This is a genomic window from Herbiconiux sp. UC225_62 (genome assembly GCF_042694625.1).
Classification (GTDB): Bacteria; Actinomycetota; Actinomycetes; order Actinomycetales; family Microbacteriaceae; genus Herbiconiux.
On record NZ_CP170551.1, the window covers coordinates 2,020,061 to 2,043,871 of the forward strand.

Here is a 23,811-nt window from a genome sequence, read left to right on the forward strand (position 1 = left end):
TTCGCACTCGCTGCGGCAAGCCTAGGGTACGGACAGGGTATTCTCGTGGGGGGAAATCGACGGGAAAAGCATGACGACTGCCATCGGGAACACACCCGTGCTCGACGACTCGGTTCGGGTGGAGAGCGGCGTCGTCCGCATCCTCGACCGCCGGGTCTTTCCCGAGACGGTGGCCTGGGTCGACGCGCGCGACGCCGAAGATGTCGCGGCGGCCATCGCCGCCATGATCACACAGAGTTCGGGCCCGCTGTTCGCGGCGTACGCCGGACTCGAGATCACCGCCCTGCAGGTGGCCGACCTCGCTCCGGACGCGGCGAGGGAGCGGATGCGTGCCGCAGGCGCCGTCATCCAGTCCGCCCGCCCCACGAACAACCACCCCCGCGAAGCCGTCGCCCACGTGCTCGGGGCCATCGAGGACTCGGCCACGACCGCCGAGCTCGTCGACGCCGCGGTCGACGCCGCCCGTTCCGGTGCGCAGCTCTACCGCGACCGCAGCCACGCGCTCGGCGCTGCGACCGTGGAGCTGCTCCCTGACGGCGCGCGCCTGCTCACCCACTGCTGGATGGACACCTACCTGATCGAACTCGTGCACGCGGCCCGCGAGGCCGGCAAGCGGTTCGACTGGGTGGCCACCGAGACGCGCCCCTACCTGCAGGGGGCGCGCCTCACCGCGCACACCCTCGCCGAGCTCGGCGAGCACGTCACCCTCATCACCGACGGCATGGGCGCGGCCGCCCTCGCGCCGGGCTCCGGCCTCGGCCCGATCGACGCTCTCGTCACGGCTGCCGATCGGGTCTCGCTCGACGGCAGCGTGGTCAACAAGGTGGGCACGCTCGGCCTCGCCGTGGCCGCCTCGGCGTTCGACGTGCCGTTCTACGCGCTCGTGCAGGCGCCCGACCGCGAGGCGCCCACGGCGGCCGACATCGTGGTGGAGGAGCGCGACCCGGCCGAGGTGCTGCACACGCTCGGTCGCCGCACGGCGTCGTCACTCGTGACGGATGCCTGGTACCCGGCCTTCGACGTCACGCCGGCCCGCTTCGTGACCCGTATCGTGACCGACCGCGGGGCGTTCGCCCCGGATCGTGTGGCGGAGTACTACGCATGAGCGCCGACCGTCCCTACGACCTCCTCAGCACGGCCGTCGACGTCACCGACTACCTGGCCGGTCAGGGCCTGCTCGGCCGGCTCGCGGCATCCGCCGATCAGGTGGAGGTCGACGAGGTGACCGCCGGCAACATGAACCGCGTGTTCGTGGCCCGGGGACCGCTCGGCAGCCTCGCGGTGAAGCAGGCGCCGCCGTGGGTGCAGGTGGTGGGGCCGGAATGGCCGGTCGATCCTTCGCGCATCACCACCGAGGCGCGCACCTACGAGCGCCTGGCCGCGCGGGTTCCGGAGTCGATCCCGACGATCGTGGCGTTCGACGAGAGCCGCTTCGTGCTCGTGATGGAAGACCTCTCCGATCTCGACGTGCTGCGCGACGCGTTGGTGCGCGAGGTGGCCGAGGGTGCGGCATCCCGGCTCGACATCGACTACGCCGCGCTGGGTACCGTGGTCGGCCGCTTCGTCGGCGAGCTCTCGGCGTCGACCTCGTCGGCGGCTCTCGGCGTCCGGGAACACGAGCGGCTCGTCGAGCTGGCGGCGAATCCCGAGCTCTGCCAGATGACGCTCGACGTGGTGCTCGACGAGCCCTACCGCGAACACGACCACAACCACTGGCATCCGGCGCTCGAGGAGCGGGTGCGGGCCTTGTACGCCGACACGGCCGTGCACGACGCGGTCGACGACATCCGCGAGGTCTTCGAGACACGGCACGAGGCGCTGCTGCACGGCGACCTGCACACCGGATCGGTCATGGTCGGGCGGCGTGACGGAGCCCAGGTCGTGAAGGTGTTCGATCCTGAGTTCAGCTTCGTGGGCCCGATCGGCCTCGATCTCGGTCTGTTCTGGGCGAATCTCGAGCTCGGAGCCATCGCGGCCGCCGTGTCCGGTCTGCCTGACCTGGCCGCCGCGCGCTACTCGGCGGTGGCGAGCAGCTGGGCCGCCTTCGCGGCGGCCTGGGGTGACGACGCATCGCTCGCCGGCATCGAGCGGGACGCCTGGCGGTTCGCGGGCGTCGAGTCGATGCGCCGCGCGGCGGGGTTCTCGCACGCGGCCGACATCGACACGCTCCCCGCGGACCTGGTCCCGGATGCCTCGGTGCGCCTGTTCGACGCCGCCCGCCACCACATCCTGACCGGTACGGCCGTGCCGGGAGCGTCCGGGGCCGCGAGCGGTGCCGGATTCGTCCCCGCCGCGACCGTGCCGTTGCCCGGCACCTGAACCGGCGCCCCAACCGACCGACGCCCGCATCCCCGAAGGAGCGCCCCATGACCGAATCGCCGACACCCGAGCCGCACCCCACCCCCGACCCGTTGGCCGTGTCGGCCCGGGTGGTGGTGGTCGACATCGAGGGCACCACGAGTGCCGCGGGATTCATCCTGGGCGACCTGTACGACTACGCCCGTCCCCGATTGGCCGCCTGGCTCGACGATCACGCCGACGACCCGGACATCGCCGAGGCGCGACGCCAGGTCATCGCCGACGCGAATCTACCGGGCGATGCCACGACCGACGCGATCGTGGCCGTGCTGCACGAGTGGATGGAGCAGGACGTGAAGGCCACGCCGCTCAAGACCGTGCAGGGCCAGATCTGGGCCGAGGGGTTCGAGCGGGGCGAGATCTCCTCGCACTTCTTCGGCGACGTCATCCCGAAGCTGCGGGAGTGGCACGAGCACGGCATCGGCTTCGCCGTGTTCTCCTCAGGATCGATCGCGTCGCAGGTGCCGTGGTTCCGCCACTCGCCCGACGGCGACCTCACCACGCTCATCACCGATTTCTTCGACACCGTGAGCGCCGGGCCCAAGAAGGAAGCGGCGTCGTACGACGCGATCGCCGCGGCCCTCGGCGTGCCGGCGGCGGAGCTCGTGTTCTTCACCGACAACCCGGGCGAGGTGTCGGCGGCGCTCAGCGCGGGCTGGCAGGTCGTGGCGTTCTCGCGCGAGGGGGAGCCGTTCTTCGAGGCCGACTTCGGGGGGGCATCCGTCGTCTCCACTTTCGACGACGTCGAGGTCGTGCTGCCGTGAGCGAAGGCGTCGCTCCCTCGCACCCCACCGCGCCGTCGGCGGGGAACGTCTTCGGTGACGGCGCGGTGACGGCGGGGTCGCTGATCGCGGCCGGCACCGACTTGGCGGCCGAGTCGGCGCGCTTCGCCGGGTTGGGCTGGATGCCCGGAACGGCCGGCAATCTGTCGGTCACGCTGGCGCGCGGTCCGTTGCGGGTGGCCGTGACGGCATCCGGGCTCGACAAGGGCGAGCTCACGGCCACCGACATCGTGCTCGTCGACGAGAACGGCGAGTGGGTTCCGGATGACGTCGGAGCCGACGATTCACGCCTCACCGCCGAGCTCGGCCTCGCGACCCGCCCTTCGGCCGAAGCCGGGCTGCACGCGCGCATCGCCGCTGTGACCGGAGCGGGAGCCGTCATCCATGTGCACGCGCTGGCCGCCGTGCGCGCGGGAGCCGCGTGGCCCGAGGGGGTTCTGCTGCACGACCTCGAGATGCTCAAGGGCATCGGGCACAGCGCGCACGGGGAGCGGGTCGTGATCCCCGTCGTGCAGAACCATCAGGACATGCGTGTGCTGGGTGACGACTTCGCGCGTGTCTATATTCCCCGAACGGCATCTGTCGCTGAGGTGCCCGCCTTGATCGTGGCCAGCCACGGGATCTATGCCTGGGGCGCCGACCTGAAGCAGGCGCGCTGGCACCTGGAGCTGACTGAGGCGCTGCTGCAGATCGCACTCGCCACCCGCTGAGACATCCTTCCCACCCTGGCCTGAGGAGCAACCATGTCCGTCGCCCGAAGCGAGATCACCGTCGATGACGAGCGCGTCCGTGTCACCACCTACACCTTCGAGAAGGCCGGCGACACGACCGGCCCGCACGTGCACGAGTTCGACTACGTGCTCGTTCCGGTCACGGGCGGCACCCTCACGGCGGTCTCCACTGTCGACGGCTCGAGCCGCACGCTCACCCAGGTGGCGGGTGCTCCTTACACCGGCGTGGCCGGCCTCGCGCACACCGTGACCGCCGACCACGACGGCATCGTCTTCGTGGAGATCGAGCTCAAGCCCCAGGTCTGATTCGTCGTGGCGCTGCACGGGCCGCGGAGCTAAAATCGGGCAACCCTTCCCCAGACCTCGGAAGGGGGAGCGGAGCTCCATGGCGGCCATCGTGTCGACGGATGTCCGGGTGACCGGCGGGGTGGTCCGCGGTGTTCGCGAGGGGGCCACCGTCGCCTGGCGCGGCATCCCCTACGCCGCTCCTCCGGTGGGGGCGCTGCGGTTCCGGTCCCCGTATCCGGTGGTCGCGTGGAGCGGGGTGCGGGATGCGTCGGACTACGGGCCCGTGGCCGTGCAGGCCTACAAGGGGCAGTTCCGGGGGATGCCGCCGGAGGTGCCCTCCAGCGAGGATTGCCTGACGCTCAACGTGATCGCCCCGGCCTTGCCGCCGCATCGGCGTATGCCCGTGATGGTGTACATCCATGGCGGGGGCTACAGCGCCGGGTCGTCGCGCGAGTTCACCGGCCAGGGCGAGAGCTTCGTGCGCACCGGGCAGGTCGTCTACGTCAGCTTCAACTACCGGCTGGGCGCGCTCGGCTATCTCGACTTCTCGCGCTACTCCACCCGTCGCCGCCGGTTCGAGAGCAACCTGGGGCTCCGCGACCAGGTCGCCGCCCTGCGATGGGTGCACCGCAACGTGGCCGCGTTCGGTGGTGATCCGCGCAACGTCACGGTCTTCGGCGAATCCGCCGGCGGCAACGCCGTCACCACCCTGATGGCGACCCCCTCGGCCCGAGGGCTCTTCGCCCGCGCCATCGCGCAGAGCTCGCCGCCGAGCGCCGTCTATCCGCACGAGCTCGCCGCCGTGTGGGCCGAGGAGTTCGTGGAGGTGGTGGGTCGCCGGAAGGGCGGAGGACGCCCCGGCGCGCTGTCCGACGAGGAGGCCGTCGCTCTGCTCACCGAGACCCCGGCCGCCGACCTCGTGGCCGCGGCCCTGAGCATCCAGGCAAGCACCCCCGACCGGCACCCGGGCACCTTCTGCCTCGCGCCCGTGATCGACGGGCGGTTCCTGCCGCGACATCCGCTGCACGCCTTCCGCACCGGCCGGGCGCACCGGGTTCCGTTGATCATCGGGACAAACGATCGCGAGGGCACGATCTTCCGCGGACGGATCGACATCCTGCCGCGGTCGCCGGCCCGCATCGACGCCCTGTTCGCGAGCGTGCCCGAATCCGCCCGCCTGGAGATGCGTGACGCCTACCCCGGACTGCCGGCCGGGCGCAGTGCCGCCGACTTCGCGGGCGACTACGCGTTCTGGTACCCGAGCGTGAAGGTCGCCGACTACCACTCGCGCTATGCGCCGGTGCACTGCTACCGCTTCGACATCGCACCGCGCCTGATGAAGTGGGTGGGGCTGGACGCCACCCACGGACTCGAGATGTACGCCCTGTTCGACCAGGCCGACGCTCGTGTCGCCCGGGCGATGACCGCCCTCGGCGGCCGAAAGCCGTTCAGCAGCGCGGGCGAACGGATGCGCGACAGCTGGCTGCACTTCGCGACCTCCGGCACCCTCCCCGAGAGCTGGCCGTCGTACACCGAGCACGATCGCCGCACGATGATCATCGCCGATTCCGACCGGGTCGAATCCGACCCGCGTCCAGCCCGTCGGGAGGCGTGGAGCAGGTTCCTGCCGCTGGGCTGACCTTAGGCCAGGCGGCGCGCCAGCACCTCCGCCTCGTGCTTGTGGCCCACCGTCTCGTAGCCGACCACCACGACGAACGGCGCCAGCGTGATGAGCACGAGACACACCCCGAGCGAGGCGCCCCAGAGCGCGGCGAGCACCGAGAGCGCGAGCAGCGCAGCGGTACCGGCCATCAGCCAGAAGTGGAACGGATCGATCTGCTCCACCAGGTAGTCGTAGAGCGCGAAGATCGACAGGCAGAGCACCAGCACCGGGACGGCCACGGCGAGCACCGCACCCACAGTGCCGATGTGCGCCACACCCTCGATGACGTAGGCGGCGACGTGCAGGCCGGCGCCCGTCGCGGCGATCGAGGCGTACACGAGCATGTGCCCGTAGCCCCAGACGAAGGACTTGCCGCGGTAGCGCTCCAGGATGGGACCCGCCGGCACCAGGAAGTACGACCACCACAGCCCGAAGGTGAGCCCGATGCCCGCCGTCACGAGGAGCGCGGCCTCGGTGGTCCAGTCATGCTCCTCCACCACCGCCGACACCGCCGTCACCGTGCCGAACACCCCTTCGCCGAGGGCGATGATCGTGAGCAGTCCGTAGCGTTCGGCGATGTGGTGCGCGTGCCAGGGCGTGCCACCGGTGCCGCTGCGCCGTTCGGCGATGTAGGGACCCACGACTTCGACGGCGAAGAGCACGAGCGACAGCGGAAGCGCGACCTCGACCGTCATGTGCGCGATCGCCATGCCCACCCAGCCGATCTGCGCGATCGTGATGAACAGGGCGTAGGTGAGTGCCGTGCGGCGCCGGGACGGATCCTGCCGTGCCGCCCTCAGCCACTGCGCCACCATCGCGATCCTCATCACCACGTAGCCGGCCACGAGGATCGTGTTGTCGAAATAGTGGCCCTCGGCCAGTGAATGGAAAAGGGGCGGGATGCCGAGCGCGACGATCACGACGCCGGTCATCTGCACCATCGTGGTGATGCGGTAGAACCAGTCGTCGGTGTCATAGGCCGAGGCGAACCAGGAGAAGTTGATCCAGGCCCAGCAGATCGCGAACATCGAGAAGGCGAAACCGCCGATCGCCGGGCCGAACTCGGCATCGGCGAGGTAGTGCGAGAGTTGTCCGCCTGCCTGGCTGAAGGCGACCACGAAGGCCAGGTCGAAGAGCAGCTCGAGCGGAGTGGCGGCGCGGTGCCGTTCGCCGGGGTCGCGGCCGGTCATCCGGCGGAGCCGGCTTCCCAGCGCGGTGATCGCCGGGTGCCCGCCGCTCCCGTTCGAGCGGTTGTCATCGGTGGACGGATGCGCGGGGGACTGGTCGCTCACGCTCGGCTCCTCGTCGTCAGGGATGCACGGTGGTCAGGGGATCGCGGGAACGCCGAAAGTCTCGGTCAGCAGCCCGGCCGTGAAATCGCGGTCGACGGTGAGGCTCTGCCCGTCGAGCTCACGGACGGGCGCCACGAGTCTGCCGCTCGAGAGCAACCACACGGCGTCGGCGGAGGCCAGATCGGCCACCGAGAGCGCTGCCTCCACCGCCTCGAAGCCCCGTGACGCGAGCGTCTCGAAGACGGCTGCCTGCGTCGTGCCCGCCAGGATGCCGAGGTCGGTGCGCGGGGTGCGGAACAGGTCGTCGTGCCGAACCAGCACGTTCGAGGTGGGGCCTTCGAGCACCACGTCGTCGGTGCTCACGAAGATCACGTCGTCGGCGTGGCGCCGGGCCGCCTCACGGAGCGCCGCCTTGTTGAGCGCGTAGGAGAGCGTCTTGGCGCCCTGCAATAGCCACGGCGAGGTCTGCGCGATGTCATGCCGGTAGCCGCGGTCGAGCGTGACCACGCGGATGCCCGTACTGCGGGCGGCGCTGTGGTCGTCTCCGGTGAGCACCTCCACCCAGCCGCTCGGGGTGCCCGTGCCTTCGATGCCGCGGCTGAAGAAGAGCTTGACGAGCAGCTCGGGCTCGCTCGTGTGAGCGGCGACACCGCGCCGGGCGGCCGCGGCGAAGGCGGCGGTGTCGGGGCGGGGGAGGTCGAGCAAATTCGCGGAGTGCTCGAGGCGGGCGAGGTGACGGTCGAGCTCGATGAAGCGGCCGTCGATCACGCCGATGGACTCGAAGATGCCGTCGCCGCGAGTGACCGCGAGGTCGGCGACGTTGATGCTCGCGTCGGGCAGGGGAACGGGGCCGCTCGCGCCTTCGTCGAGGAACACGACCAGGTCGCCCATCCGTTCGTCCACCATCTGCTGACCTCCATCGTGTGCTGCATCAAGTCTCCCTGAAACTCCGGGGTTGGGGTGCGTGTGCCTTCTGTTGATGGTCCTGTCGTCGGGTCGGGGGTGTCGGGTGGGGACGCCGTGGCGGATCGTTCGGACGGCTCTGCCCGTAGACGCCCGCCACACCGGAGCCATCCGAACGATCCGCCACGGCTGCGTTTCGGGGTGGGCCGCTGCCGCGGTGGTGGGAGGGGAGGGGTCGCTGCCGCGGTGTTTCGGGGAAGGGGCGCTGTGGTGGGGGAGAGGGGTGGGTCAGGGGGTGGAGGTGGTGCGGAGGGTGAGGAGGGATTCGGTGGCGAGGGCGTCGACGTCGGGGATGCCGTGGCGGGTGAGGGCGAGGGCGCGACCGGCGCGGAGGACGCCGCGGGCGGCTCCCTCTCGCTGGGCGGGCGGGAGGGACTCGATGTCGCTCGCCTTCGCGAAGCCGATGATGCGGCGGATCGCCTTGGCCGCGGCGAAGATCGCGGCGTCGTCGCGGATGTCGGCGAGCAGCCGCTCGAGCGTCTCCTCGTGCCAGACCCGTGGGTCGATCCGGGTGGGCCAGAGCGTGCGCAGCTCCCGTTCGAAGCTCCCCCAGAGACGCCCGGGCAGGGTGAGGATGAGTTCGGCGCGGTCAGGCTCGCCGAGCGCTTCGGCCCGGGCCGCGGCGATGATGGAGTTGCCCCAGAGTGCCCCGAGGTCGAATCCGGTCGGTCCGACGAACCCGAACTCGCTGTCGAACGCGCGAACTGACGCCTCGCGAGCCGGTGCGGTCGTTGATCCGCGCGTTTTGGCGCTTACCAGGGCATCCGATTCCGCAAATCCGTGCGGATCAGCGTCGAGAGGTGTGCTTGCGGCGGCCGCGGGGCGCACGAAGACCGAGCCCGTGTGGAGGTCGCCGTGGATGAGGGACTGGGCGGTCGTCATGAAGCGGTACTTCGCGAGACCCATCTCGCGCACGAGCGCGGCATCGGCGCGGAGCTCGGCGACGTCGGCGGCGTTCCCCGGCAGCACGACGTTGTGCTCGTGCTCGACGTACGGTTCTGTGAACACGAGGTCTTCGGTGATCTGGCCGAGCTCCGGGTTGATCGCCCGGGCGATCAGGCGCTTGTGCTCGAGCGGATCGAGACCGAGCGGCGAGGTCGCGAACGCCGTGCGCGCGATGTACACCCCGAGCTCGTCGGCGGCGTAGCCGTGCACCCGGCCTGCGTTCAACTCGTTGCGCCACACCCGGTGATCGGAGAGGTTCTCGATGGCCAGCACAAAGTGCTCGGCATCGAAGTCGTAGAAGGCCGGCACGTGCTGGGCATCGGCCCTCGCGTGCCAGGAGAGCACGGTGGCTTCGCGCGCCGAGCGCTCCCGCGTCATCGGCCACGACGGGTCGGTGCGAACGTGCGGCAGCGACTGCTTGAGCACGAGGGAGGACCCGGATGCGTCGTGCACGATGAACACGAGGTTCAGGTTGCCGTCGCCCACCTCCCGGACGGAGGCGATGCGCGCGGCGTCGATCCGGTCGGCGAGGGCCGGCCGCGAGGCCAGGTAGGCGGCGATGGACTCGGAGCGGAGCTGGGAGAAGTCGGTCATCAGGAGCTCGATGTCGTCGATCCGGCGGTCACCACGGTGCGGCGACGCGAGAAGGTGAAGCTGAACAGCAGTGCCACCAGCAGCACGATGCCCTTGCCGAAGTCTTGCGCGTAGTAGGGCAGACCGAGCATCGTGAATCCGGTCACCATCACGGCGATGAGCACCGCACCGAGCGCCGTGCCCCACGCGTTCGGGCGCCCGATGCCGAGCACCGACACGCCGACCAGGGCCACCGCCACGGCATCCAGCAGCAGCGAGTTTCCGGCGCTCACGTCGCCCTGGCCGATCCGGGCCGCCAGCAGCAGGCCGGCGACGGAGGCGAGGAGCCCACAGCCCATGTAGGCCAGCGTGCGATACCACTGCACCCGGATGCCGGAGAGCCGCGCCGCCTCGGGGTTCGTGCCCACCGCGAACAGGGCCCGTCCCCACCGCGTGCGCTCGAGCAGGAACCACAGCAGCACGGTGATCACGAGGAAGATGATGACCGGAACCGGCACCGGCCCGACGCTCCCGCGATCGAGCCAGAGGAAGTCGGCGGTGAACTTGCCCGGCGCCGTGGTGCCGTTCGAGAGGGTCATCTGCGACGAGATCGACTTGCCGTCGACGATGATCAGCTTGAGACCCACGATCACGAACATCGTGGTGAGGGTCGCCAGGAGATCGGGGATGCGCGCCACCACGATGAGGAACGCGTTCAGCGCCCCGATCAGGAGCCCGCACACGAGCACGACGGACACGGCGACTCCACCGACCTGGTTGGCGATCACCATCGTCCAGGCCGCGATCGACACCGCGAACCCGGCGTTCGCTCCCACCGAGAGGTCGATGCCGCCCACCGTCATGGCGAGCATGACGCCGAGCCCCGCGATCGCGGTGGGCGCGATGAACTTCAACATGCCGAAGATGTTGTCGACGGTGCGGAAGCTCGGCTCCGTGATCACGAAGAACAGGATGAGGGCGACCGTCACCGCCACGAAGCCCCACTTCACCACGAACGCGGCCGCGCGCTCGCCCGTCGAGGGTTTCGTGGAGACCACGCTGGGGCTAGACATTCGAGGGCCTTTCGGGAGAGGGCTCGGGGCTCGGCGTGGGTGCGCCAGGAGTGGATACACCACCGGTGGATGCCCCGGTGGAGACGGATGCGCCGTGCGACTGACCGAGGAACGCTCCGATCACCGTCGATCGGTCGACCTCGTCGGCGTAGCGGTCGAGCTCGATCTGCCCGCCCACGAGGACGACGATGCGGTCGGCCACCTCGAAGATCTCGTCGACGTCGCTCGAGAGCACGACGGCCGCGGCGCCCTCGGCGGCGAGAGCGGCGAGACGCTGGCCGATCTCGCGTCGCGCGGCGATGTCGACGCCGCGGAACGGCTCGTCGAGGATGGCGAGCGCCGGCCCCGCGGAGAGCCAGCGCCCCACCACGACCTTCTGCTGGTTGCCGCCGGAGAGGTCGTCGATCGACGCATCCGGCCCGCTGGCCACCACGGAGAGCGTGTCGATGACGGAGTCGGCGCGGGAGCGCTCGAAGCGCCGCCGCACGAGCCCGGCCACGCTCGACTCGCGGAGGAACGGAAGGCTGATGTTGCGCAGCACCGACCAGCCCGGCAGGATGCCCTGCCGTTGCCGGTCTTCGGGAACCAGCACGACCTTCGCGGCGATCGCGTCGCCGGGACGCCGCGGTGCGTACGCCTTGCCCTGCAGTGTCAGGGAGCCGGCCAGGGGGGTGGCGAGCCCGCCGAGCAGTTCGGCGATCTCGGTCTTGCCCGCCCCGATCAGTCCCAGGATGCCGAGCACCTCGCCCGACCGGATCGTCAGGTCGACCGGCGCCGACTCGGGGAACAGCCGCACGCCGTCGAGCGACGCCGCCTCGGCCGTGCCGCGGTGGGTCTCTCCGCGGTCGTGATCGAGCGTTGTGGCACGCCCGAGCATGTCGTGCAGGATGCCGTGCCACTCGAACGGGCGCTCGCTCGTCGACTGCACGATGCCGTCGCGGAGCACCACCACCCGGTCGGCCAGCGCCTCGATCTCGCCGAAGCGGTGCGAGACGTAGATGATCGAGAGTCCCGACGCCCGCAGCGCGCGCAGCACGCCGAAGAGGCGCTCGGCCTCGGCGGCGGTGAGCGCGGAGGTCGGCTCGTCGAGGATGAGCAGCTGCGGGGTGGTGCGCAGGGCGCGCGCCAGCACGAGTAACTGGGCATCGGAGATGGCGAGGCGGGCGGCATCCTGCGACAGCACGGCATCGGGCCAGTCGAGGCCCAGCGTGGCGAGAGCCGCCCGGGCGTCGGCGACAGCGGCCCGGCGGTTGCGCAGCGGATGCCGCGACGCCTGCGCCAGGTCGTCGAGCGTGAGGTTCTCGGCCACCGACAGGCCCGGGACGATGCCGTCGGCCACCTTCTGGTGGACGGCCGAGATGCCGAGCTGCCGCGCCTGCACGGGCGAGCCGAGGTGCACGAGCTCGCCCCGGATGCGGATCTCGCCGCTGTACCGCGAGTTGGCCCCCGAAAGGGCCTTGATGAGCGTGGACTTGCCCGCTCCGTTCGCGCCGAGGAGTGCGGTGATCTCCCCGGCCCGGAAATCGAGCCCCACATCGGTCAGCACCACGTTCGATCCGTAGGCGACCGAGACGCCGACGAGGGACACGACGGTGACGTCGTGCCCCTCGACCGGAGCGGTGGGAACGGAGGTCATTCGGAGACCGCGGGCAGCCAATCCGCGACCACGACGTCGTCGAGCTTCAGCGTGGGCTCGGCGGCCCGGAGCTCGGTGACGTTCGTCACCTTGTTGTCGGCCAGGAACTGCTGCGTGATGGTCTTCGCCGGGAACTGCACGTCGGTGTCGTCGAGCTGGCCGGCGAGGCTCAGGGCCAGTGCGCGCACCACGCCGGCACCCACGGCGGCCGGGTCGGTGGCCGAGGTGGCGACCCAGGGGCTGCCGTCGGCCGTGATGACCTCGATGTCGGCGTTCGAGATGTCGATTCCGTACACCTTCACCTTGTCCTGCAGATTGTTCTGGATGACGGCCTGCACCGTGCCCTTGGTGATCTCATCGTAGGGCGCGAAGATGGCCTGGACATCGGGGTTCTGCTTGAGCGCGGCGTCGACGAGCGGGATGTTGTCGGTGGCGGTCGACTCGCTGACCTTGCCGGTCGAGAACACGACGTCGAGGTTGTGGTCTTTCACGTACTGGTTCCACACGACGGCGCGACGGTCGAGCGCCGCGAAGCCCTCGGCCGAGACGTAGCCGACCTTCGCGCCGTCTCCGACGTCGTCGATCAGCTGGTCGAGCACGCCCGACGCCATCGACTCGTCGGACTGGCTCGAAGTGATGACGCCGGTGGAGTCGGTGAGGGCGAGGTCGTAGACGATGACCGGGATGCCCGCGTCGACGGCCTTCGTGACCAGCGGCTGGAGGGTGTCGGTCTGGCCGTGGTCGATGATGATCGCGTCCGGCTTCGAGGCGATGGCCTGCTCGAGGTCGCTGGCCTGCTTCGCGTTGTCGTTGCGGGCATCCGTCACCTGCAGGTCGATGTTGGCGAACTTCGCCTGAGCCTGGGCGCCGGCGCCCCAGGCCTCGAAGTAGTCGCCGGCGCCGCTCTGGCGCACCAGGGCGACCTTCACGGGGTCGCCGTCGAAGGGTGCGGGCAGGGGCGCGGACGCGGTGACGGCGGCGGAGGTGCTCTCGCCACCCTCGGAGGAGGTGCTCGACTGCGCGCACGCCGAGAGGGCGAGGATGCCCGCTGCGGCGAGAGCCGTGAATGCGGCGGCTCGGCGGATGATGGCCATGGAAGGCTCCGTTTCGGGAAGAGTGTGACGCCGGAGGGAGGCCGGCGGCGGCTGTGATCGCAAGGTCGATTCAACGCCCTCTGCGTGGCCTCCGACGAATTGTGTTGCACTCTGTTACCTCGCGCGCGCACGAGGGAGATTGTGCAGGAGTGGAGGAATAGCATGGTTGCATGACCCTGCTCACCGTGTGGAACGACAACGACCCCTCGACTCCGGAGCTCCAGACCCGGGATGCCGACACCATCCGCGAGGTGCTGGCCGGCCTCGGCGCCCGGTTCAGCCGCTGGGAGCTCAAGGAGCTCCCCGAGAACCCGACGCAGGACGAGGTGCTCGCCGCCTACCGTGCCGAGATCGAACAGGTGAACGCCGATCACGGCTATTCCCTCGTCGACGTCGTGCAGATCACGCCCGAAGACAGCGACGAGTACCGCGAGAGCGCCGCCACCGCCCGCCAGAAGTTCCTCAGCGAGCATCAGCACGACGACGACGAGGACCGCTTCTTCGCCCGCGGCTCCGGCGTCTTCTACCTGCACGTCGACGGCAAGGTGCACGCGGTGTTCTGCGAGGCCGGCGACCTGCTCTCCGTGCCGAAGGACACCACGCACTGGTTCGACATGGGCACCACGCCCGACTACGTCTCCGTGCGCTTCTTCCATGACGACGACGGCTGGGTGGGCAACTTCACCGGCAGCGACGTCGCCACGAAGTTCGCCACCTACGAGGAGTTGGCGTCCGTCTCGGCCTGATCCCGCCGCATTCTTGCCCCTTCCGGCCCTCCAATCGGGGTTTTTCGGGCCGGAAGGGGCAAGAAGCGCGTCACCCGACGGTTGCGCCGAAGGCGAGGCCCAGGACGTAGGTGATGGCGGCGGCGCCGAATCCGATGGCGAGCTGCCGGAGGGCGCGCCGGAGGGGTGGGCCGCCCGACAGAAGGCCCACGACGGCACCGGTGCCGAGAAGGGCCAGGCCCACGAGTCCGGCCGAGATCGCCACGGCGGCCAGGCCCGAGAGCCCGAAAAGGTAGGGCAGCACGGGGATGATCGCGCCCGACGCGAAGAAGCAGAACGACGACAGGGCCGCCTGCCAGGCCGTGCCGATCTCCTCGTGTTCGTCGGCAGGGGAGCCGGCACCCTCGGGCAGCTCGGGCGCGGTGATGCCGGCATCCCCCACACGCTGGATACGGATGGCCGAGGTCGTGGTGGTGATGCCGCCGAAGACGTCGCGAGCCTTCGCCTCGGCCTCTTCCTCCGACATCCCGCGGGCCCGGTAGACCAGCGCCAACTCGTTGGCGTCGACATCGAGCCGCGGCACCGCCGTGTGCGCGTCGGGGTCGGGGGTGGATGCCGCGAGCAGCTCGCGCTGCGACCGCACCGACACGAACTCGCCCGCGCCCATCGAGAGGGCGCCCGCGAGCAGGCCCGCGATGCCGGTGGCCAGCACGACGCTCGGGGCCACACCGGTGGCGCCGATGCCGAGCACGAGCGCGAGGTTGGAGACGAGCCCGTCGTTCGCGCCGAACACGGCTGCGCGGAAGGTACCCGAGAGACGGCTGCGGCCGCGCGCGGCGAGCGCCCGCACCACCTCGCCGTGGATGCGCTCGTCGGCCGCCATCGCGGGCGTGGCGTCGGCATCCGTCTCGTAGGGCGATCGCGCCTCCGCGCGCTGCATCAGGGCGAGCACGAACACCGAGCCGAAGCGCTTGGCCAGCACGGCGAGCATCCGGGTGCGGACGTCGGCTTGGCGGGGCTTGCCCACGTCGTCGCCCAGGAGGTCGAACCAGTGGCTCTCGTGCCGGCCCTCGGCTTCGGCCAGGGCCTCGAGGATCTCGCGCTCCGACCCCGTGCGGCGCTGGGCGAGCTCCCGGTAGACCTGGGCCTCCGCACGCTCGTCGGCCAGGTACTGGCGCCAGCGGCGGAGCTCAGCGGAGGTGGGTGCGGCTGCGGCGGGCGTGGGTGTGTCGTTCATGAGGCTCCTGATCGGCGGTCGGCGCGCTGGCGCTCGGCGGTGTCGATCGAAGGTCTCGTTCGCCTCGGCGCCACGCGTGGAAAGCGCGCGCCGGGGTGGATTGCCGGGCCGATCATCGTGATGGCCAGTGTGTCGACAGGTCCGCTGCCACGGATTCGTGGCGCTGGAACTACTCCCCTTCGGTGCCTCCATTGTGGCAGCCGGGGAGGCGCCCACGAGGCTCAGCGCCGCGACTCACAGAATTTCGAGTCGCCGAAACGGGGGTCGGGAAAGCGGCTCAGGGGTGGCGGCGGGCTAGCCAGGTGGCGGCGAGAGTGGTCCAGGCCGCGGCCGGGTAGTCCTCCGCGAGGCCGAGACCGTGCGGCCCGTTCTCGAACACGTGCACCTCGTGCGGAACCCGCGCGGCGGCGAGCGCGGCGGCCAGGGGATAGGTGTGCTCCTCGAGGGGTACGGAGGCGTCTTCGGCGGTGGTCCAGAGGAAGACGGGCGGCGCATCCTTCGTCACCAGCTGCTCGAGGGAGGTCGCGCGACGGAGCTGATCGGAGGGGTCGGAGCCGAGCAGCTGGGCTCGCGACCCCGCATGCGTCGGCGTCAGCATCGAGACCACGGGGTAGCCCAGCACCGCGAAATCGGGCCGGGCACCCTCGGGGGCCTCGGGCACGAGCGCCGCGTGCCCGGCGAGGTGCCCGCCGGCGGAGAAACCGAGCACACCCACCGCGGGCGCGCCCTCGGCGCGGGCGGCCGCGATCGCGTCCTGCACCACCGTCAGCGGGCCCGGATGCCGCGTCGCCACCGGATAGAGGATGACGCGGGCGTCCCAGCCGAGACCCCGCAGCCAGTCGGCCACCGGTTCCCCTTCGTGCGGCGCGAGTGTGCTGTACCCGCCCCCGGGCAGGACGAGGATGACGGGTTGGCTCATGGGTTCACGCTAGCGGTTCGTCGCCGCTCGGGGAACGGTCACTCGTCGCTGGTGCGCAGGTCGTCGGGGGCCTTGTCGCCGAAGGGCTGGGATTCGTCGGGGCCGCTGCGCTCCGGCGCGTAGTGCTCCCAATCCGGCTCGCCCTCGGCGGGCGAGCCGCCCGTCGGGCCGTCGTTGCCGTCGCCGGAACCCGGCCACACGGTCTCGCCGCCCACGGCGTCGTTCGTCACGATCTCGTCCGCCTCGTCGAACGGGCGGGGATCGTCGCCCATCTCTTCGCTCACGGTCACACTCCTTCGCGGCCGACGGCGCGGCCTCCTCCCAGCCCACCACGTTCCCGTCGCGAGCGAAAGACCGAGAATTGCAAAGAAGTGGTTGCATAATTGCGTTTGCAAAGGTATCTTTGCGTTATGGCTCAGATCGATGAATCCGCCCCGCTGCCGGTTCGCTCACTCGACATGACCTCGTTGAAGGCGCTCGCGCATCCGCTGCGCGTGAGACTCCTCGACGTCCTCTCGACCTACGGGCCGCAGACGGCGAGCGGACTCGCGGAGCGTCTCGGGGAGTCGTCGGGGGCGACGAGCTATCACCTGCGGCAGCTCGCCCAGCACGACTTCATCCGAGAGGTGCCCGATCGCGGAAACGCGCGCGAGCGCTGGTGGGAGCGGGTGCCCGGCGGAATCGCGGTCGAGGCGAACGAACTGCCGCCGACGGCAGCCGCACGGTCGGCGAATGCAATCGTGACGAACGAGTGGCACCGCAGCCGTGAGGCGTTGCTGGCCGACTTCGTTCGCCGCGGAGACCAGGAGCTGTCACGGGAGTGGATCGGCGCCTCGCTGATGGACACGTCGAACGTGCGGGTCACCAGCGAGCAACTGGCCGAGTTCACGCGCGAGCTGTTCCGGGTGACCGACGAATTCGTCACCCGCTACCGCGCACAGACCAGAAACCCGGTCGCCGGTTCGCGGCCGGTGCAGATCCAGCTGAGTGCATTCCCCGTGCTGGATGCCGAGGAGACGGCCTCACCGGCCGACGAGACGAAGGAGTGAACCCATGACCGCCCTCGATGCCACACCGAGCGGGATCGACCTGCTCGCCATCCGCGTCGGTTCGATGCTCGAGCGCTGGGGACGTGAGCGCGCGGCCCGCCAGGCCGTGCACCGCGATCACGCCGCCGACCTCCGCCTCCGCGCCGACCTCGAGGTCGAGCGGGCGCGCACCGACGCACTGCTGATGCGCATCCGCTGAAGAACGGCTAGCTGTAGCCCGAAGGGGTGGGGAAGAGGCCTTGCAGGGCGTGATCGCCGACCTCTTGGGACTTGTAGGCGACCGGATCGTGCAGGGTGATGGTGCGGGCGTTACGCCAATAGCGGTCGAAGCCGTAGGAGGTGCCGGTGGCGCGGGCTCCGGTGAGTTCGAACAGCCGCGACGTCACCTCGAGTACGGTCTTCGTGCTCACGACCTTCGCGGCCGCGATCTCGACCGCGACCTCGCCGCGCTCCGCGTCGGTGAGATCCCACCGGCGGTCAGCGGCTGCGACCAGGGCGTCGGTCGCGCGCCAGGTGAGGGCATCCGCGGCCCGGGTGGCCGAGGTGAGGTCGCCGATGAGCTCGCGGATGTACGGGTCGTCGACCGCGCGTTCCACGCTGCTGGTCGACCACGCCTTCGTGGTGGTCGCGACGTAGTCCGCCGCCGCCGCGAGCGCGCCCTCGGCGAGTCCGACGTGGATGTGGTCGAGCGCCAACTGGAACAGCAGGATCGAGAGCGACGCGAACGGCCGGTACTTCGGCCCCGACTGCTCCCCGAAGCCGAGCACGTGCGCATCTGGAACCGACGCCCCGTGGAACGACACCGATCCGGAGGCAGAGAGGCGCTGCCCGATGTTGTCCCAGTCGTCGTGGTGCACGACGGAGGGCTGCGTAGCGTCGATGATAATCGCGAGCCTCTCGCCGGTGTCGACGCGGGTGCCGCTGGCGGTGATGCGCTCGGAGACCTGCGCGCCGGTCGCGAAGAACTTTCGGCCCGACACCGTGAACCCGCCGTCGACGGGCGTGAGCTCGAGGCCGGCGTCGCGCGGATTGCCGGCGCCGCCCCAGAACCAGTGGTTCGCGGCGAGTCCTCGCTGCAGGTCGTCGATGACGTCCTGCCGTTCGTTGAGCTGCAGGCGCCAGGAGTTCACGAAATGATAGGTGAAGACGTGTCCGAGTCCGGCGTCCGCGCGGATGACCGGGCGCAGCGCCGTGAACACCGTGCGCCAGTCGAGCCCGCCGCCGCCGAACTCTCGCGAGACGAGAGCCGGCAGGACGCCGGTCGCCCGCAACGCGGCCACCTCGGCGAAGGGCGCCGTGCCCTCGCGGTCGCGTTCCGCCGCGACGCTCGCGAACCTCTCGGCGAGGCCGGCGAGCGCGTCGACGGCGGCGTCGGCCGAGGTGATGACCGGGGGGTGGATCGGGTCGGTGGGCACAGAGTTCTCCTGGGAATGAAGCGAGAAGGTGAGACGCCGTTCAGCGTCTTAACTACTGCCGCGCCCGCCTGGCTTTCGCGGAATCGTTCCCGGCGAACGGTACCTGCAGGTCGTCGAGCGTTTCGGCATCGTGGTGCGCGATCTCGGCCTGCGCGGAGCTGATCGCCCAGCACCGCGTCACCCGCTGAAGAGGGGGGCTAGTCGGTCCAGGGGGTGCGGTTCCAGCTGCGGAGCACCTGGTTGCCGTGTTCGAAACCGAGCACGCTGATCGATGCCGTGTCGAGCACGACGAGTTCGCCGGCCCGGATCGGCAGCCCCATCCAGGTCACCGCGAGCGTGCGGAGAAAATGGCCGTGGGAGAACAGCAGCACGTCGTCGCCGCCGTTGAGGGTGCGGCGCACGCGCTCGATGATCGCGGTGTTGCGGCGCAGGAGGTCGGCGGCCTGCTCGCCGCGACCCTCGGCATCCGTTTCCACCCCGTCTTCCCAGAGGTTCCAGGGCTCGCCGAAACGCTCGGCGATCTGTGGGCTGGTCAGACCCTCGTAGGCTCCGTAGTCCCACTCGGCCAGGTCGGGATCGACCTCGGCCTGCGCACCGAACCCGGCGATCTCGGCAGTGGCGGTGGCGCGCTGCCGCGGGCTGGTCAGGACCAGCCCGAACTTCTTGCCGGCGAGCACGCGGCCCACGGCGCGTGCCTGCTCCTCCCCGTTGGCGGTGAGCGGGATGTCGGTGCGCCCCGTGTGCTGCCCGGTGACGCTCCACTCGGTCTCGCCGTGCCGCACGAGCACCACGCGCGGGGCCGGTACCGCTTTCGGCTGGTCGACCACGATCGCCCCCGGCACCTCGAAGGGCAGGTCGGAGCGGGGTTCGTCGGAAACGGTCATGGGTCCTCATCGGCTGGAAGCGCAGGCGGGCCGCCTGCGGGCGGGGCCCTGACCAGAATATCGGCCTGGCGGAAGGGTGCGGCCCGAACGACGATCGCCGGAAACGCCACGGCAATCTCGCCGCAACGTCCACCCGGGAAAATGGCGGCATGACCGATGCCCCCAGCGCCCTCACCGTCGTCGACGCCGTGATCATCCCGATGGCCGACGGGAGCGACTGGTTCCGCGGGTGGATGACCGTGGGCGCCGACGGGCGGATCACCGGGCTCGGCGAAGGCCAGCCGCCACGAGGCGGAGGCGCGACCGGAGCGGGCGGCTCCGGCGCCGCCGCCCGCGTGGTCGACGCCCACGGCGCCTTCGTGGCCCCCGGCTTCGTCTCGGCCCACAGCCACCTCTTCACCTCGGGCATGCGCGGGATGACGCCTGGCGAGCCGCTCTACGGCTGGGTGGGGGAGCAGAGCACCTTCATCTCGGCGGCCGACGCCGACGACGTCTACTGGTTCACCCTGCACGGATGCCTCGACTTCCTCGGCAACGGCGTCACGAGCGCCTACAACTTCACCGACTCGCGCGTGGTGGGCAAATACGACGCCACCACCGACCGTCGGGAGATCTTCGCGATCCGGCCCGAGGCGTACCTCTTCCGCCAGATCGACGCCGCCCGTGACGCGGGCCTGCGCACCATGAACGCGATCCGGCTCGACAGTGAGTTCCAGCCCGTCGACGAGGCCTTCGAGGTGTTCGCCCGAGCCGTCGACCATGTGAAGCAGAACGTCCCCGAGGCGCTCGACCTGGGCGCTTCGGTGTTCGGCGCCGTGCAGTGGTCGGCCACGGCACAGGCCGCCCGCGACGAGGTGCGGGCGATGGATGCGCACGGCATCGGGAACCAGGCCCACTTCCTCGAGACGAGTGAGGCCCTCGACCAGCAGCGGGAGAAGTTCCGCTGGTACGAGGAGGCGGGCGCCATCAGGCCCGGATTCCTGTTCGGCCATTTCGTGCATCCGGATGCCGACATGTCCCGCATCGCCGCCGAGAAGGGGGCCGGCATGGTGTGGCAGCCCACATCGAACGGCCGGCTCGGATCGGGAGTGGCCGACATCCCGCACTACCGCGAGCTCGGCCTGCCGATCGGTGTCGGGCTCGACGACCAGTCGTGCACCGACGTCTCCGATCCCTTCCAGAACGTGCGGATCGGCGTGTACACGCAGCGCGCGGTTCATCAGGACGCCGGCATCCTCGGCCCGCGCGAGATGCTCCGGATGCACACCCTCGGCTCCGCGGAGGTGCTCGGCGCCGAGGACCGGATCGGCTCGCTCGAGGTGGGCAAGTTCGCCGACTTCCTCGTGGTCGACCCGACCGCCCCCGACACCGGTCCGGTCTGGGACGTGCACGCCCACTACGCCTTCGCGATGAGCCTGCGCAACCTGAAGCAGGTGTACGTGGGCGGCCGGCTCGTGTCGCAGAACGGTCGCAGCGTGCATCCGCTCGCCGCCGAGGCCTCGCGACAGCTGCACACCCGTGTGCGAGCCGTCGCGGCCCGCGCCGCCGACCGCAGCACCTCGCGCCTGGCCTGGTGACGATCGACGGGCTGCGCAGTACCGTGGCGGGATGAGTGCTGCACTGAGACCCCTGCCCGCGGAGGCGCTCGCCGCCTGGCTCGAGCGCCAGAGCGCCGAGTACGTGCGGGAGCGGATGGCGGCAGGCGACTCCGCCGAGTACGCCCGGGAGCGCGCGGCCGAGTCGAACGCGCAGTATTTCCCCGACGGAGCGCCCGCGCCGGGGCAGCTCGTCTTCGAAGTGGTGGCGGCTGACGGCGAGCCGGTGGGGATGCTCTGGCTCGGCCCGATGTCGCCGCGGCATCCGGACGACTGGTGGGTGTTCGACATCGAGATCGACGAGGCCCACCGCGGCCGGGGGCTCGGCAGGGAGGCGATGCTGCTCGCCGAAGGGGAAGCGCGTGCGCACGGCGCCGTGAAACTCGGTCTCAACGTGTTCGGGCACAACACCGTGGCCCGGAATCTCTACACCTCGCTGGGCTACGAGATCACCGCGATCAACATGGCCAAACCGCTCTGAGTCCCGCCCCGCTGCGCGAGTAGGGTGAAAGCGATGTTCGACTTCCGTGCACTCCGCGTTCCGATCGTGCAGGCGCCGATGGCCGGTGGCCCCTCGACTCCTGAGCTGGCGGCTGCCGTGAGCAACACCGGGGCGCTCGGATTCCTGGCCGCCGGCTACCGGAGCGCTGCCGACCTCGACGAGCAGATCCACCGCACACGCCTGCTCACCGGCGAGGCCTTCGGTGTGAACCTCTTCGTGCCGCAACCCTCCGTCGCGACGGAGGAGGCGCTCGCTGTGTACGCCTCGGAGCTGGCGCCGCATGCGGCCCGCTACGGCGTCGAGCCCGGCGTCCCACACCCGGATGACGACGGATGGGCCGAGAAGCTCGACGTGCTGCTCGCCCTGCGGCCTGCCGTGGCCTCGTTCACCTTCGGCAGTCCCGACGCGGAGACCATCGGGCGACTGGGGGATGCCGACATCCTCGCCGTCGTGACGGTCACCTCGCTCGCCGAGGCCCAGATCGCGCTGGGGAACGGGGTGCCCGCGCTGGTGCTGCAAGGGCCACTCGCCGGGGGCCACCGCGGCACTTTCGATCCCGCCGCCCCGCCGCCTGACGAGGATCTCGACACGCTGTTCGGCCGCATCCACCACTACACGGATGCGCCGCTCGTCGCCGCCGGCGGCCTCACCACCCCGGAAGCCATCGCCCACGTGCTCGCTCGCGGTGCGGTGGCCGCGCAAGCGGGAACGGCGTTCCTGCTCGCCCGCGAAGCCGGCACCAACCCCGTGCAGCGCGCGGCCCTCGTCGACCCGCAGTTCACCGAGACCGCCGTCACGCGCGCCTTCTCGGGCCGACCGGCGCGTGGACTCGTCAACGACTTCATGCGCCGGCACGAACCGACGGCGCCGCTCGGCTACCCCGAGGTCAACCAGCTCACCACGCCCCTCCGCGCTGCCGCGACGGCGGCGGGCGACCCGCACGCCATCAACGTGTGGGCCGGGGCGGGGTTCCGATCCATCCGGTCCGGCAGTGCCGCCGAGATCGTCCGGCATCTCGCGAAGGAGATCGTGTGACCAAGCACTCCACCCATTCCGCCGACTGGAGCGACCGGCTGCGCGTTCACGGCGCGGTCGATCTCCGAGCCATCGACACCTCCGGCACGCCGGGCGTGCTCGACAAGGATGCCGCGGAGGAGATCTTCGACGGAACGAGCCGCTCCCTCGCGAAACTGCAGGAGAAGCTCTTCGCCGACAGCCTGTCCGGCGGGAAGCGCTCCGTGCTGCTGGTGCTGCAGGGGATGGACACCGCCGGCAAGGGCGGCACGGTGAAGCGGGTGGCCGGGCCGATGGACCCCCAGGGCATCACGCACCACGCTTTCAAGAAGCCGACCGAGGAGGAGCTGGCGCATCCATTCCTCTGGCGCGTGGAGAAGGAGCTACCGGCACCCGGGCACATCGGCATCTTCGACCGGTCGCACTACGAAGACGTTCTCGTGCCGCGCGTGCACGAGCTCATCTCCTCGGAGGAGCTGACCGAGCGGTACGCCGAGATCAACGAGTGGGAGAAGCGGCTCGTCGAGGGCGGCACGACGGTACTCAAGGTGATGCTGCACCTCGGCCGCGACGAGCAGAAGAATCGGCTGCTGCGGCGCCTGGACCGCTCCGACAAGCACTGGAAGTTCAACCCCGGCGACGTGGACGACCGCGCTCTGTGGCCGCTCTTCCAGGACGCCTACGAGGTGATGCTCACCAACACGAGCACCGAGCACGCGCCGTGGCACGTGGTCCCGGCCGACAAGAAGTGGTATTCCGCCCTCGCCGTGCAGCAGATCCTCGACGAGGCGCTGCAGGCCCTCGACCTCGACTGGCCACCGGCCGACTACGACGTCGACGAGCAGCGCGCGCGGCTGCTCGCGACCTGAGTCGGGTCAGCGGTTCTCGAGCGCGTCGATCCGCTGCGCGATCAGCTGCAGGGCCTCGGAGATCACGGCGAAGTTCTTGTCGGAGAGCTCCCACCGCGGATCGACGTTGAGGTGCCGCAGCATCGAACTGCGCTTGGTCTCGTTCATCTCGAGGTCGCCCTGGCTGAGGATCCGGTTCAGGTCGTCGACGGTGCTCACGCTGTT

General features: G+C 70.4%; 25 protein-coding genes. 13 read left to right on the forward strand and 12 right to left on the reverse strand.

The genetic code is table 11. From position 1 onward, the window contains the following. Positions 1 to 70 precede the first annotated feature (70 nt). From ACFJGU_RS09740 to ACFJGU_RS09765, 6 genes are all read left to right on the forward strand, one after another. The gene (locus ACFJGU_RS09740; RefSeq protein ID WP_382309851.1) at positions 71 to 1,105 is read left to right on the forward strand and encodes a hypothetical protein; all 1,035 of its coding nucleotides are present in this window, start codon (positions 71 to 73) and stop codon (positions 1,103 to 1,105) included. After that, positions 1,102 to 2,319: a phosphotransferase gene (locus ACFJGU_RS09745; protein WP_382309853.1), complete on the forward strand. Its 1,218-nt coding sequence runs from the start codon at positions 1,102 to 1,104 to the stop codon at positions 2,317 to 2,319. The genes ACFJGU_RS09740 and ACFJGU_RS09745 overlap by 4 nt, the downstream gene beginning before the upstream one ends. Positions 2,320 to 2,366: 47 nt before the next feature. Beyond that, positions 2,367 to 3,122 carry an acireductone synthase gene (mtnC, locus tag ACFJGU_RS09750; RefSeq protein WP_382309855.1) on the forward strand — a complete coding sequence of 252 codons (756 nt, stop codon included), beginning with the start codon at positions 2,367 to 2,369 and terminating at the stop codon, positions 3,120 to 3,122. Continuing rightward, positions 3,119 to 3,850, forward strand: a complete 732-nt coding sequence (gene mtnB / locus ACFJGU_RS09755; RefSeq protein WP_382309857.1) for a methylthioribulose 1-phosphate dehydratase — start codon at positions 3,119 to 3,121, stop codon at positions 3,848 to 3,850. The genes mtnC and mtnB overlap by 4 nt, the downstream gene beginning before the upstream one ends. A 33-nt stretch (positions 3,851 to 3,883) precedes the next feature. After that, the gene (locus ACFJGU_RS09760) at positions 3,884 to 4,177 is read left to right on the forward strand and encodes a cupin (RefSeq protein WP_382309859.1); all 294 of its coding nucleotides are present in this window, start codon (positions 3,884 to 3,886) and stop codon (positions 4,175 to 4,177) included. A 79-nt stretch (positions 4,178 to 4,256) separates the two neighbouring features. Beyond that, complete coding sequence (locus ACFJGU_RS09765) at positions 4,257 to 5,798, forward strand: carboxylesterase/lipase family protein (protein ID WP_382309860.1); 1,542 nt, start codon at positions 4,257 to 4,259, stop codon at positions 5,796 to 5,798. A 2-nt stretch (positions 5,799 to 5,800) separates the two neighbouring features. Here ACFJGU_RS09765 and ACFJGU_RS09770 read toward each other — a convergent pair whose 3' ends face one another. The 6 genes from ACFJGU_RS09770 to ACFJGU_RS09795 all read right to left on the reverse strand — a co-directional run bounded on the left by ACFJGU_RS09770 (position 5,801) and on the right by ACFJGU_RS09795 (position 13,398). Continuing rightward, positions 5,801 to 7,114, reverse strand: coding sequence for a low temperature requirement protein A (locus ACFJGU_RS09770; RefSeq protein WP_382309862.1), 1,314 nt, complete (start codon positions 7,112 to 7,114; stop codon positions 5,801 to 5,803). 33 nt (positions 7,115 to 7,147) lie between these two features. Next, a complete protein-coding gene (locus ACFJGU_RS09775) occupies positions 7,148 to 8,020 on the reverse strand; it encodes an aminodeoxychorismate lyase (RefSeq protein ID WP_382309864.1) in 873 nt (290 codons plus the stop codon). Between the two features lie 285 nt (positions 8,021 to 8,305). Then, on the reverse strand, positions 8,306 to 9,616 hold the full coding sequence (locus ACFJGU_RS09780) for an S-methyl-5-thioribose kinase (RefSeq protein WP_382309866.1): 1,311 nt from the start codon (positions 9,614 to 9,616) through the stop codon (positions 8,306 to 8,308). Continuing rightward, entirely contained in the window at positions 9,616 to 10,668 is a 1,053-nt protein-coding gene (locus ACFJGU_RS09785) for an ABC transporter permease (protein ID WP_382309868.1), read from the reverse strand. Before ACFJGU_RS09785 ends, ACFJGU_RS09780 begins: the two co-directional genes overlap by 1 nt. After that, positions 10,661 to 12,304, reverse strand: coding sequence for a sugar ABC transporter ATP-binding protein (locus tag ACFJGU_RS09790; protein ID WP_382309870.1), 1,644 nt, complete (start codon positions 12,302 to 12,304; stop codon positions 10,661 to 10,663). The genes ACFJGU_RS09785 and ACFJGU_RS09790 overlap by 8 nt, the downstream gene beginning before the upstream one ends. Further along, positions 12,301 to 13,398 carry a substrate-binding domain-containing protein gene (locus ACFJGU_RS09795; RefSeq protein WP_382309872.1) on the reverse strand — a complete coding sequence of 366 codons (1,098 nt, stop codon included), beginning with the start codon at positions 13,396 to 13,398 and terminating at the stop codon, positions 12,301 to 12,303. The genes ACFJGU_RS09790 and ACFJGU_RS09795 overlap by 4 nt, the downstream gene beginning before the upstream one ends. 170 nt (positions 13,399 to 13,568) lie before the next feature. Between ACFJGU_RS09795 and ACFJGU_RS09800 the strand changes: the two genes are divergently transcribed. Then, positions 13,569 to 14,144 carry an acireductone dioxygenase gene (locus ACFJGU_RS09800; protein WP_382309874.1) on the forward strand — a complete coding sequence of 192 codons (576 nt, stop codon included), beginning with the start codon at positions 13,569 to 13,571 and terminating at the stop codon, positions 14,142 to 14,144. A 70-nt stretch (positions 14,145 to 14,214) separates the two neighbouring features. Here the strand turns inward: ACFJGU_RS09800 and ACFJGU_RS09805 are convergent, their stop codons facing one another. The 3 genes from ACFJGU_RS09805 to ACFJGU_RS09815 form a co-directional block, all read right to left on the reverse strand. Further along, the gene (locus ACFJGU_RS09805; protein WP_382309876.1) at positions 14,215 to 15,360 is read right to left on the reverse strand and encodes a VIT1/CCC1 transporter family protein; all 1,146 of its coding nucleotides are present in this window, start codon (positions 15,358 to 15,360) and stop codon (positions 14,215 to 14,217) included. 277 nt (positions 15,361 to 15,637) lie between these two features. After that, positions 15,638 to 16,279: an alpha/beta hydrolase gene (locus ACFJGU_RS09810; protein ID WP_382309877.1), complete on the reverse strand. Its 642-nt coding sequence runs from the start codon at positions 16,277 to 16,279 to the stop codon at positions 15,638 to 15,640. A 38-nt stretch (positions 16,280 to 16,317) separates the two neighbouring features. After that, positions 16,318 to 16,563, reverse strand: coding sequence for a hypothetical protein (locus ACFJGU_RS09815; RefSeq protein WP_382309879.1), 246 nt, complete (start codon positions 16,561 to 16,563; stop codon positions 16,318 to 16,320). A 126-nt stretch (positions 16,564 to 16,689) separates the two neighbouring features. Here ACFJGU_RS09815 and ACFJGU_RS09820 point away from each other — a divergent pair, with 126 nt between their 5' ends. Further along, a complete protein-coding gene (locus tag ACFJGU_RS09820; RefSeq protein WP_382309881.1) occupies positions 16,690 to 17,328 on the forward strand; it encodes an ArsR/SmtB family transcription factor in 639 nt (212 codons plus the stop codon). A gap of 4 nt (positions 17,329 to 17,332) precedes the next feature. Then, positions 17,333 to 17,527 (forward strand): hypothetical protein, encoded by a 195-nt coding sequence (locus tag ACFJGU_RS09825; protein ID WP_382309883.1) that lies wholly within the window; start codon positions 17,333 to 17,335, stop codon positions 17,525 to 17,527. A 7-nt stretch (positions 17,528 to 17,534) separates the two neighbouring features. Here the strand turns inward: ACFJGU_RS09825 and ACFJGU_RS09830 are convergent, their stop codons facing one another. Both ACFJGU_RS09830 and ACFJGU_RS09835 read right to left on the reverse strand, forming a co-directional pair. Continuing rightward, complete coding sequence (locus ACFJGU_RS09830; protein WP_382309884.1) at positions 17,535 to 18,743, reverse strand: acyl-CoA dehydrogenase family protein; 1,209 nt, start codon at positions 18,741 to 18,743, stop codon at positions 17,535 to 17,537. Positions 18,744 to 18,940: 197 nt separating this feature from the next. Further along, on the reverse strand, positions 18,941 to 19,627 hold the full coding sequence (locus tag ACFJGU_RS09835; RefSeq protein WP_382309887.1) for a histidine phosphatase family protein: 687 nt from the start codon (positions 19,625 to 19,627) through the stop codon (positions 18,941 to 18,943). Positions 19,628 to 19,776: 149 nt separating this feature from the next. Here ACFJGU_RS09835 and ACFJGU_RS09840 point away from each other — a divergent pair, with 149 nt between their 5' ends. The 4 genes from ACFJGU_RS09840 to ACFJGU_RS09855 are packed head-to-tail and all read left to right on the forward strand — an operon-like array spanning position 19,777 to position 23,607. After that, positions 19,777 to 21,204 carry an amidohydrolase family protein gene (locus ACFJGU_RS09840; protein WP_382309890.1) on the forward strand — a complete coding sequence of 476 codons (1,428 nt, stop codon included), beginning with the start codon at positions 19,777 to 19,779 and terminating at the stop codon, positions 21,202 to 21,204. A 31-nt stretch (positions 21,205 to 21,235) separates the two neighbouring features. Then, the gene (locus tag ACFJGU_RS09845; RefSeq protein ID WP_382309892.1) at positions 21,236 to 21,703 is read left to right on the forward strand and encodes a GNAT family N-acetyltransferase; all 468 of its coding nucleotides are present in this window, start codon (positions 21,236 to 21,238) and stop codon (positions 21,701 to 21,703) included. A 33-nt stretch (positions 21,704 to 21,736) separates the two neighbouring features. Further along, the gene (locus ACFJGU_RS09850; RefSeq protein ID WP_382309894.1) at positions 21,737 to 22,759 is read left to right on the forward strand and encodes a nitronate monooxygenase; all 1,023 of its coding nucleotides are present in this window, start codon (positions 21,737 to 21,739) and stop codon (positions 22,757 to 22,759) included. Next, positions 22,756 to 23,607, forward strand: coding sequence for a PPK2 family polyphosphate kinase (locus tag ACFJGU_RS09855; protein ID WP_382309896.1), 852 nt, complete (start codon positions 22,756 to 22,758; stop codon positions 23,605 to 23,607). The genes ACFJGU_RS09850 and ACFJGU_RS09855 overlap by 4 nt, the downstream gene beginning before the upstream one ends. Before the next feature lie 6 nt (positions 23,608 to 23,613). Here ACFJGU_RS09855 and ACFJGU_RS09860 read toward each other — a convergent pair whose 3' ends face one another. Continuing rightward, complete coding sequence (locus ACFJGU_RS09860) at positions 23,614 to 23,805, reverse strand: hypothetical protein (RefSeq protein WP_382309898.1); 192 nt, start codon at positions 23,803 to 23,805, stop codon at positions 23,614 to 23,616. Positions 23,806 to 23,811: the final 6 nt, after the last annotated feature.

Bases quoted from the DNA above. Each gene is read 5' to 3' on its own strand.
- ACFJGU_RS09825 (WP_382309883.1), top strand. From the start codon at position 17,333: ATGACCGCCCTCGATGCCACACCGAGCGGGATCGACCTGCTCGCCATC.
- ACFJGU_RS09840 (WP_382309890.1), top strand. From the start codon at position 19,777: ATGACCGATGCCCCCAGCGCCCTCACCGTCGTCGACGCCGTGATCATC.
- ACFJGU_RS09795 (WP_382309872.1), bottom strand. From the start codon at position 13,398: ATGGCCATCATCCGCCGAGCCGCCGCATTCACGGCTCTCGCCGCAGCG.
- ACFJGU_RS09800 (WP_382309874.1), top strand. From the start codon at position 13,569: ATGACCCTGCTCACCGTGTGGAACGACAACGACCCCTCGACTCCGGAG.
- ACFJGU_RS09765 (WP_382309860.1), top strand. From the start codon at position 4,257: ATGGCGGCCATCGTGTCGACGGATGTCCGGGTGACCGGCGGGGTGGTC.
- ACFJGU_RS09805 (WP_382309876.1), bottom strand. From the start codon at position 15,360: ATGAACGACACACCCACGCCCGCCGCAGCCGCACCCACCTCCGCTGAG.
- ACFJGU_RS09785 (WP_382309868.1), bottom strand. From the start codon at position 10,668: ATGTCTAGCCCCAGCGTGGTCTCCACGAAACCCTCGACGGGCGAGCGC.
- ACFJGU_RS09835 (WP_382309887.1), bottom strand. From the start codon at position 19,627: ATGACCGTTTCCGACGAACCCCGCTCCGACCTGCCCTTCGAGGTGCCG.
- ACFJGU_RS09745 (WP_382309853.1), top strand. From the start codon at position 1,102: ATGAGCGCCGACCGTCCCTACGACCTCCTCAGCACGGCCGTCGACGTC.
- ACFJGU_RS09775 (WP_382309864.1), bottom strand. From the start codon at position 8,020: ATGGTGGACGAACGGATGGGCGACCTGGTCGTGTTCCTCGACGAAGGC.
- ACFJGU_RS09820 (WP_382309881.1), top strand. From the start codon at position 16,690: ATGGCTCAGATCGATGAATCCGCCCCGCTGCCGGTTCGCTCACTCGAC.
- ACFJGU_RS09845 (WP_382309892.1), top strand. From the start codon at position 21,236: ATGAGTGCTGCACTGAGACCCCTGCCCGCGGAGGCGCTCGCCGCCTGG.
- ACFJGU_RS09790 (WP_382309870.1), bottom strand. From the start codon at position 12,304: ATGACCTCCGTTCCCACCGCTCCGGTCGAGGGGCACGACGTCACCGTC.
- ACFJGU_RS09780 (WP_382309866.1), bottom strand. From the start codon at position 9,616: ATGACCGACTTCTCCCAGCTCCGCTCCGAGTCCATCGCCGCCTACCTG.
- ACFJGU_RS09760 (WP_382309859.1), top strand. From the start codon at position 3,884: ATGTCCGTCGCCCGAAGCGAGATCACCGTCGATGACGAGCGCGTCCGT.
- ACFJGU_RS09740 (WP_382309851.1), top strand. From the start codon at position 71: ATGACGACTGCCATCGGGAACACACCCGTGCTCGACGACTCGGTTCGG.
- mtnC (WP_382309855.1), top strand. From the start codon at position 2,367: ATGACCGAATCGCCGACACCCGAGCCGCACCCCACCCCCGACCCGTTG.
- ACFJGU_RS09850 (WP_382309894.1), top strand. From the start codon at position 21,737: ATGTTCGACTTCCGTGCACTCCGCGTTCCGATCGTGCAGGCGCCGATG.
- ACFJGU_RS09810 (WP_382309877.1), bottom strand. From the start codon at position 16,279: ATGAGCCAACCCGTCATCCTCGTCCTGCCCGGGGGCGGGTACAGCACA.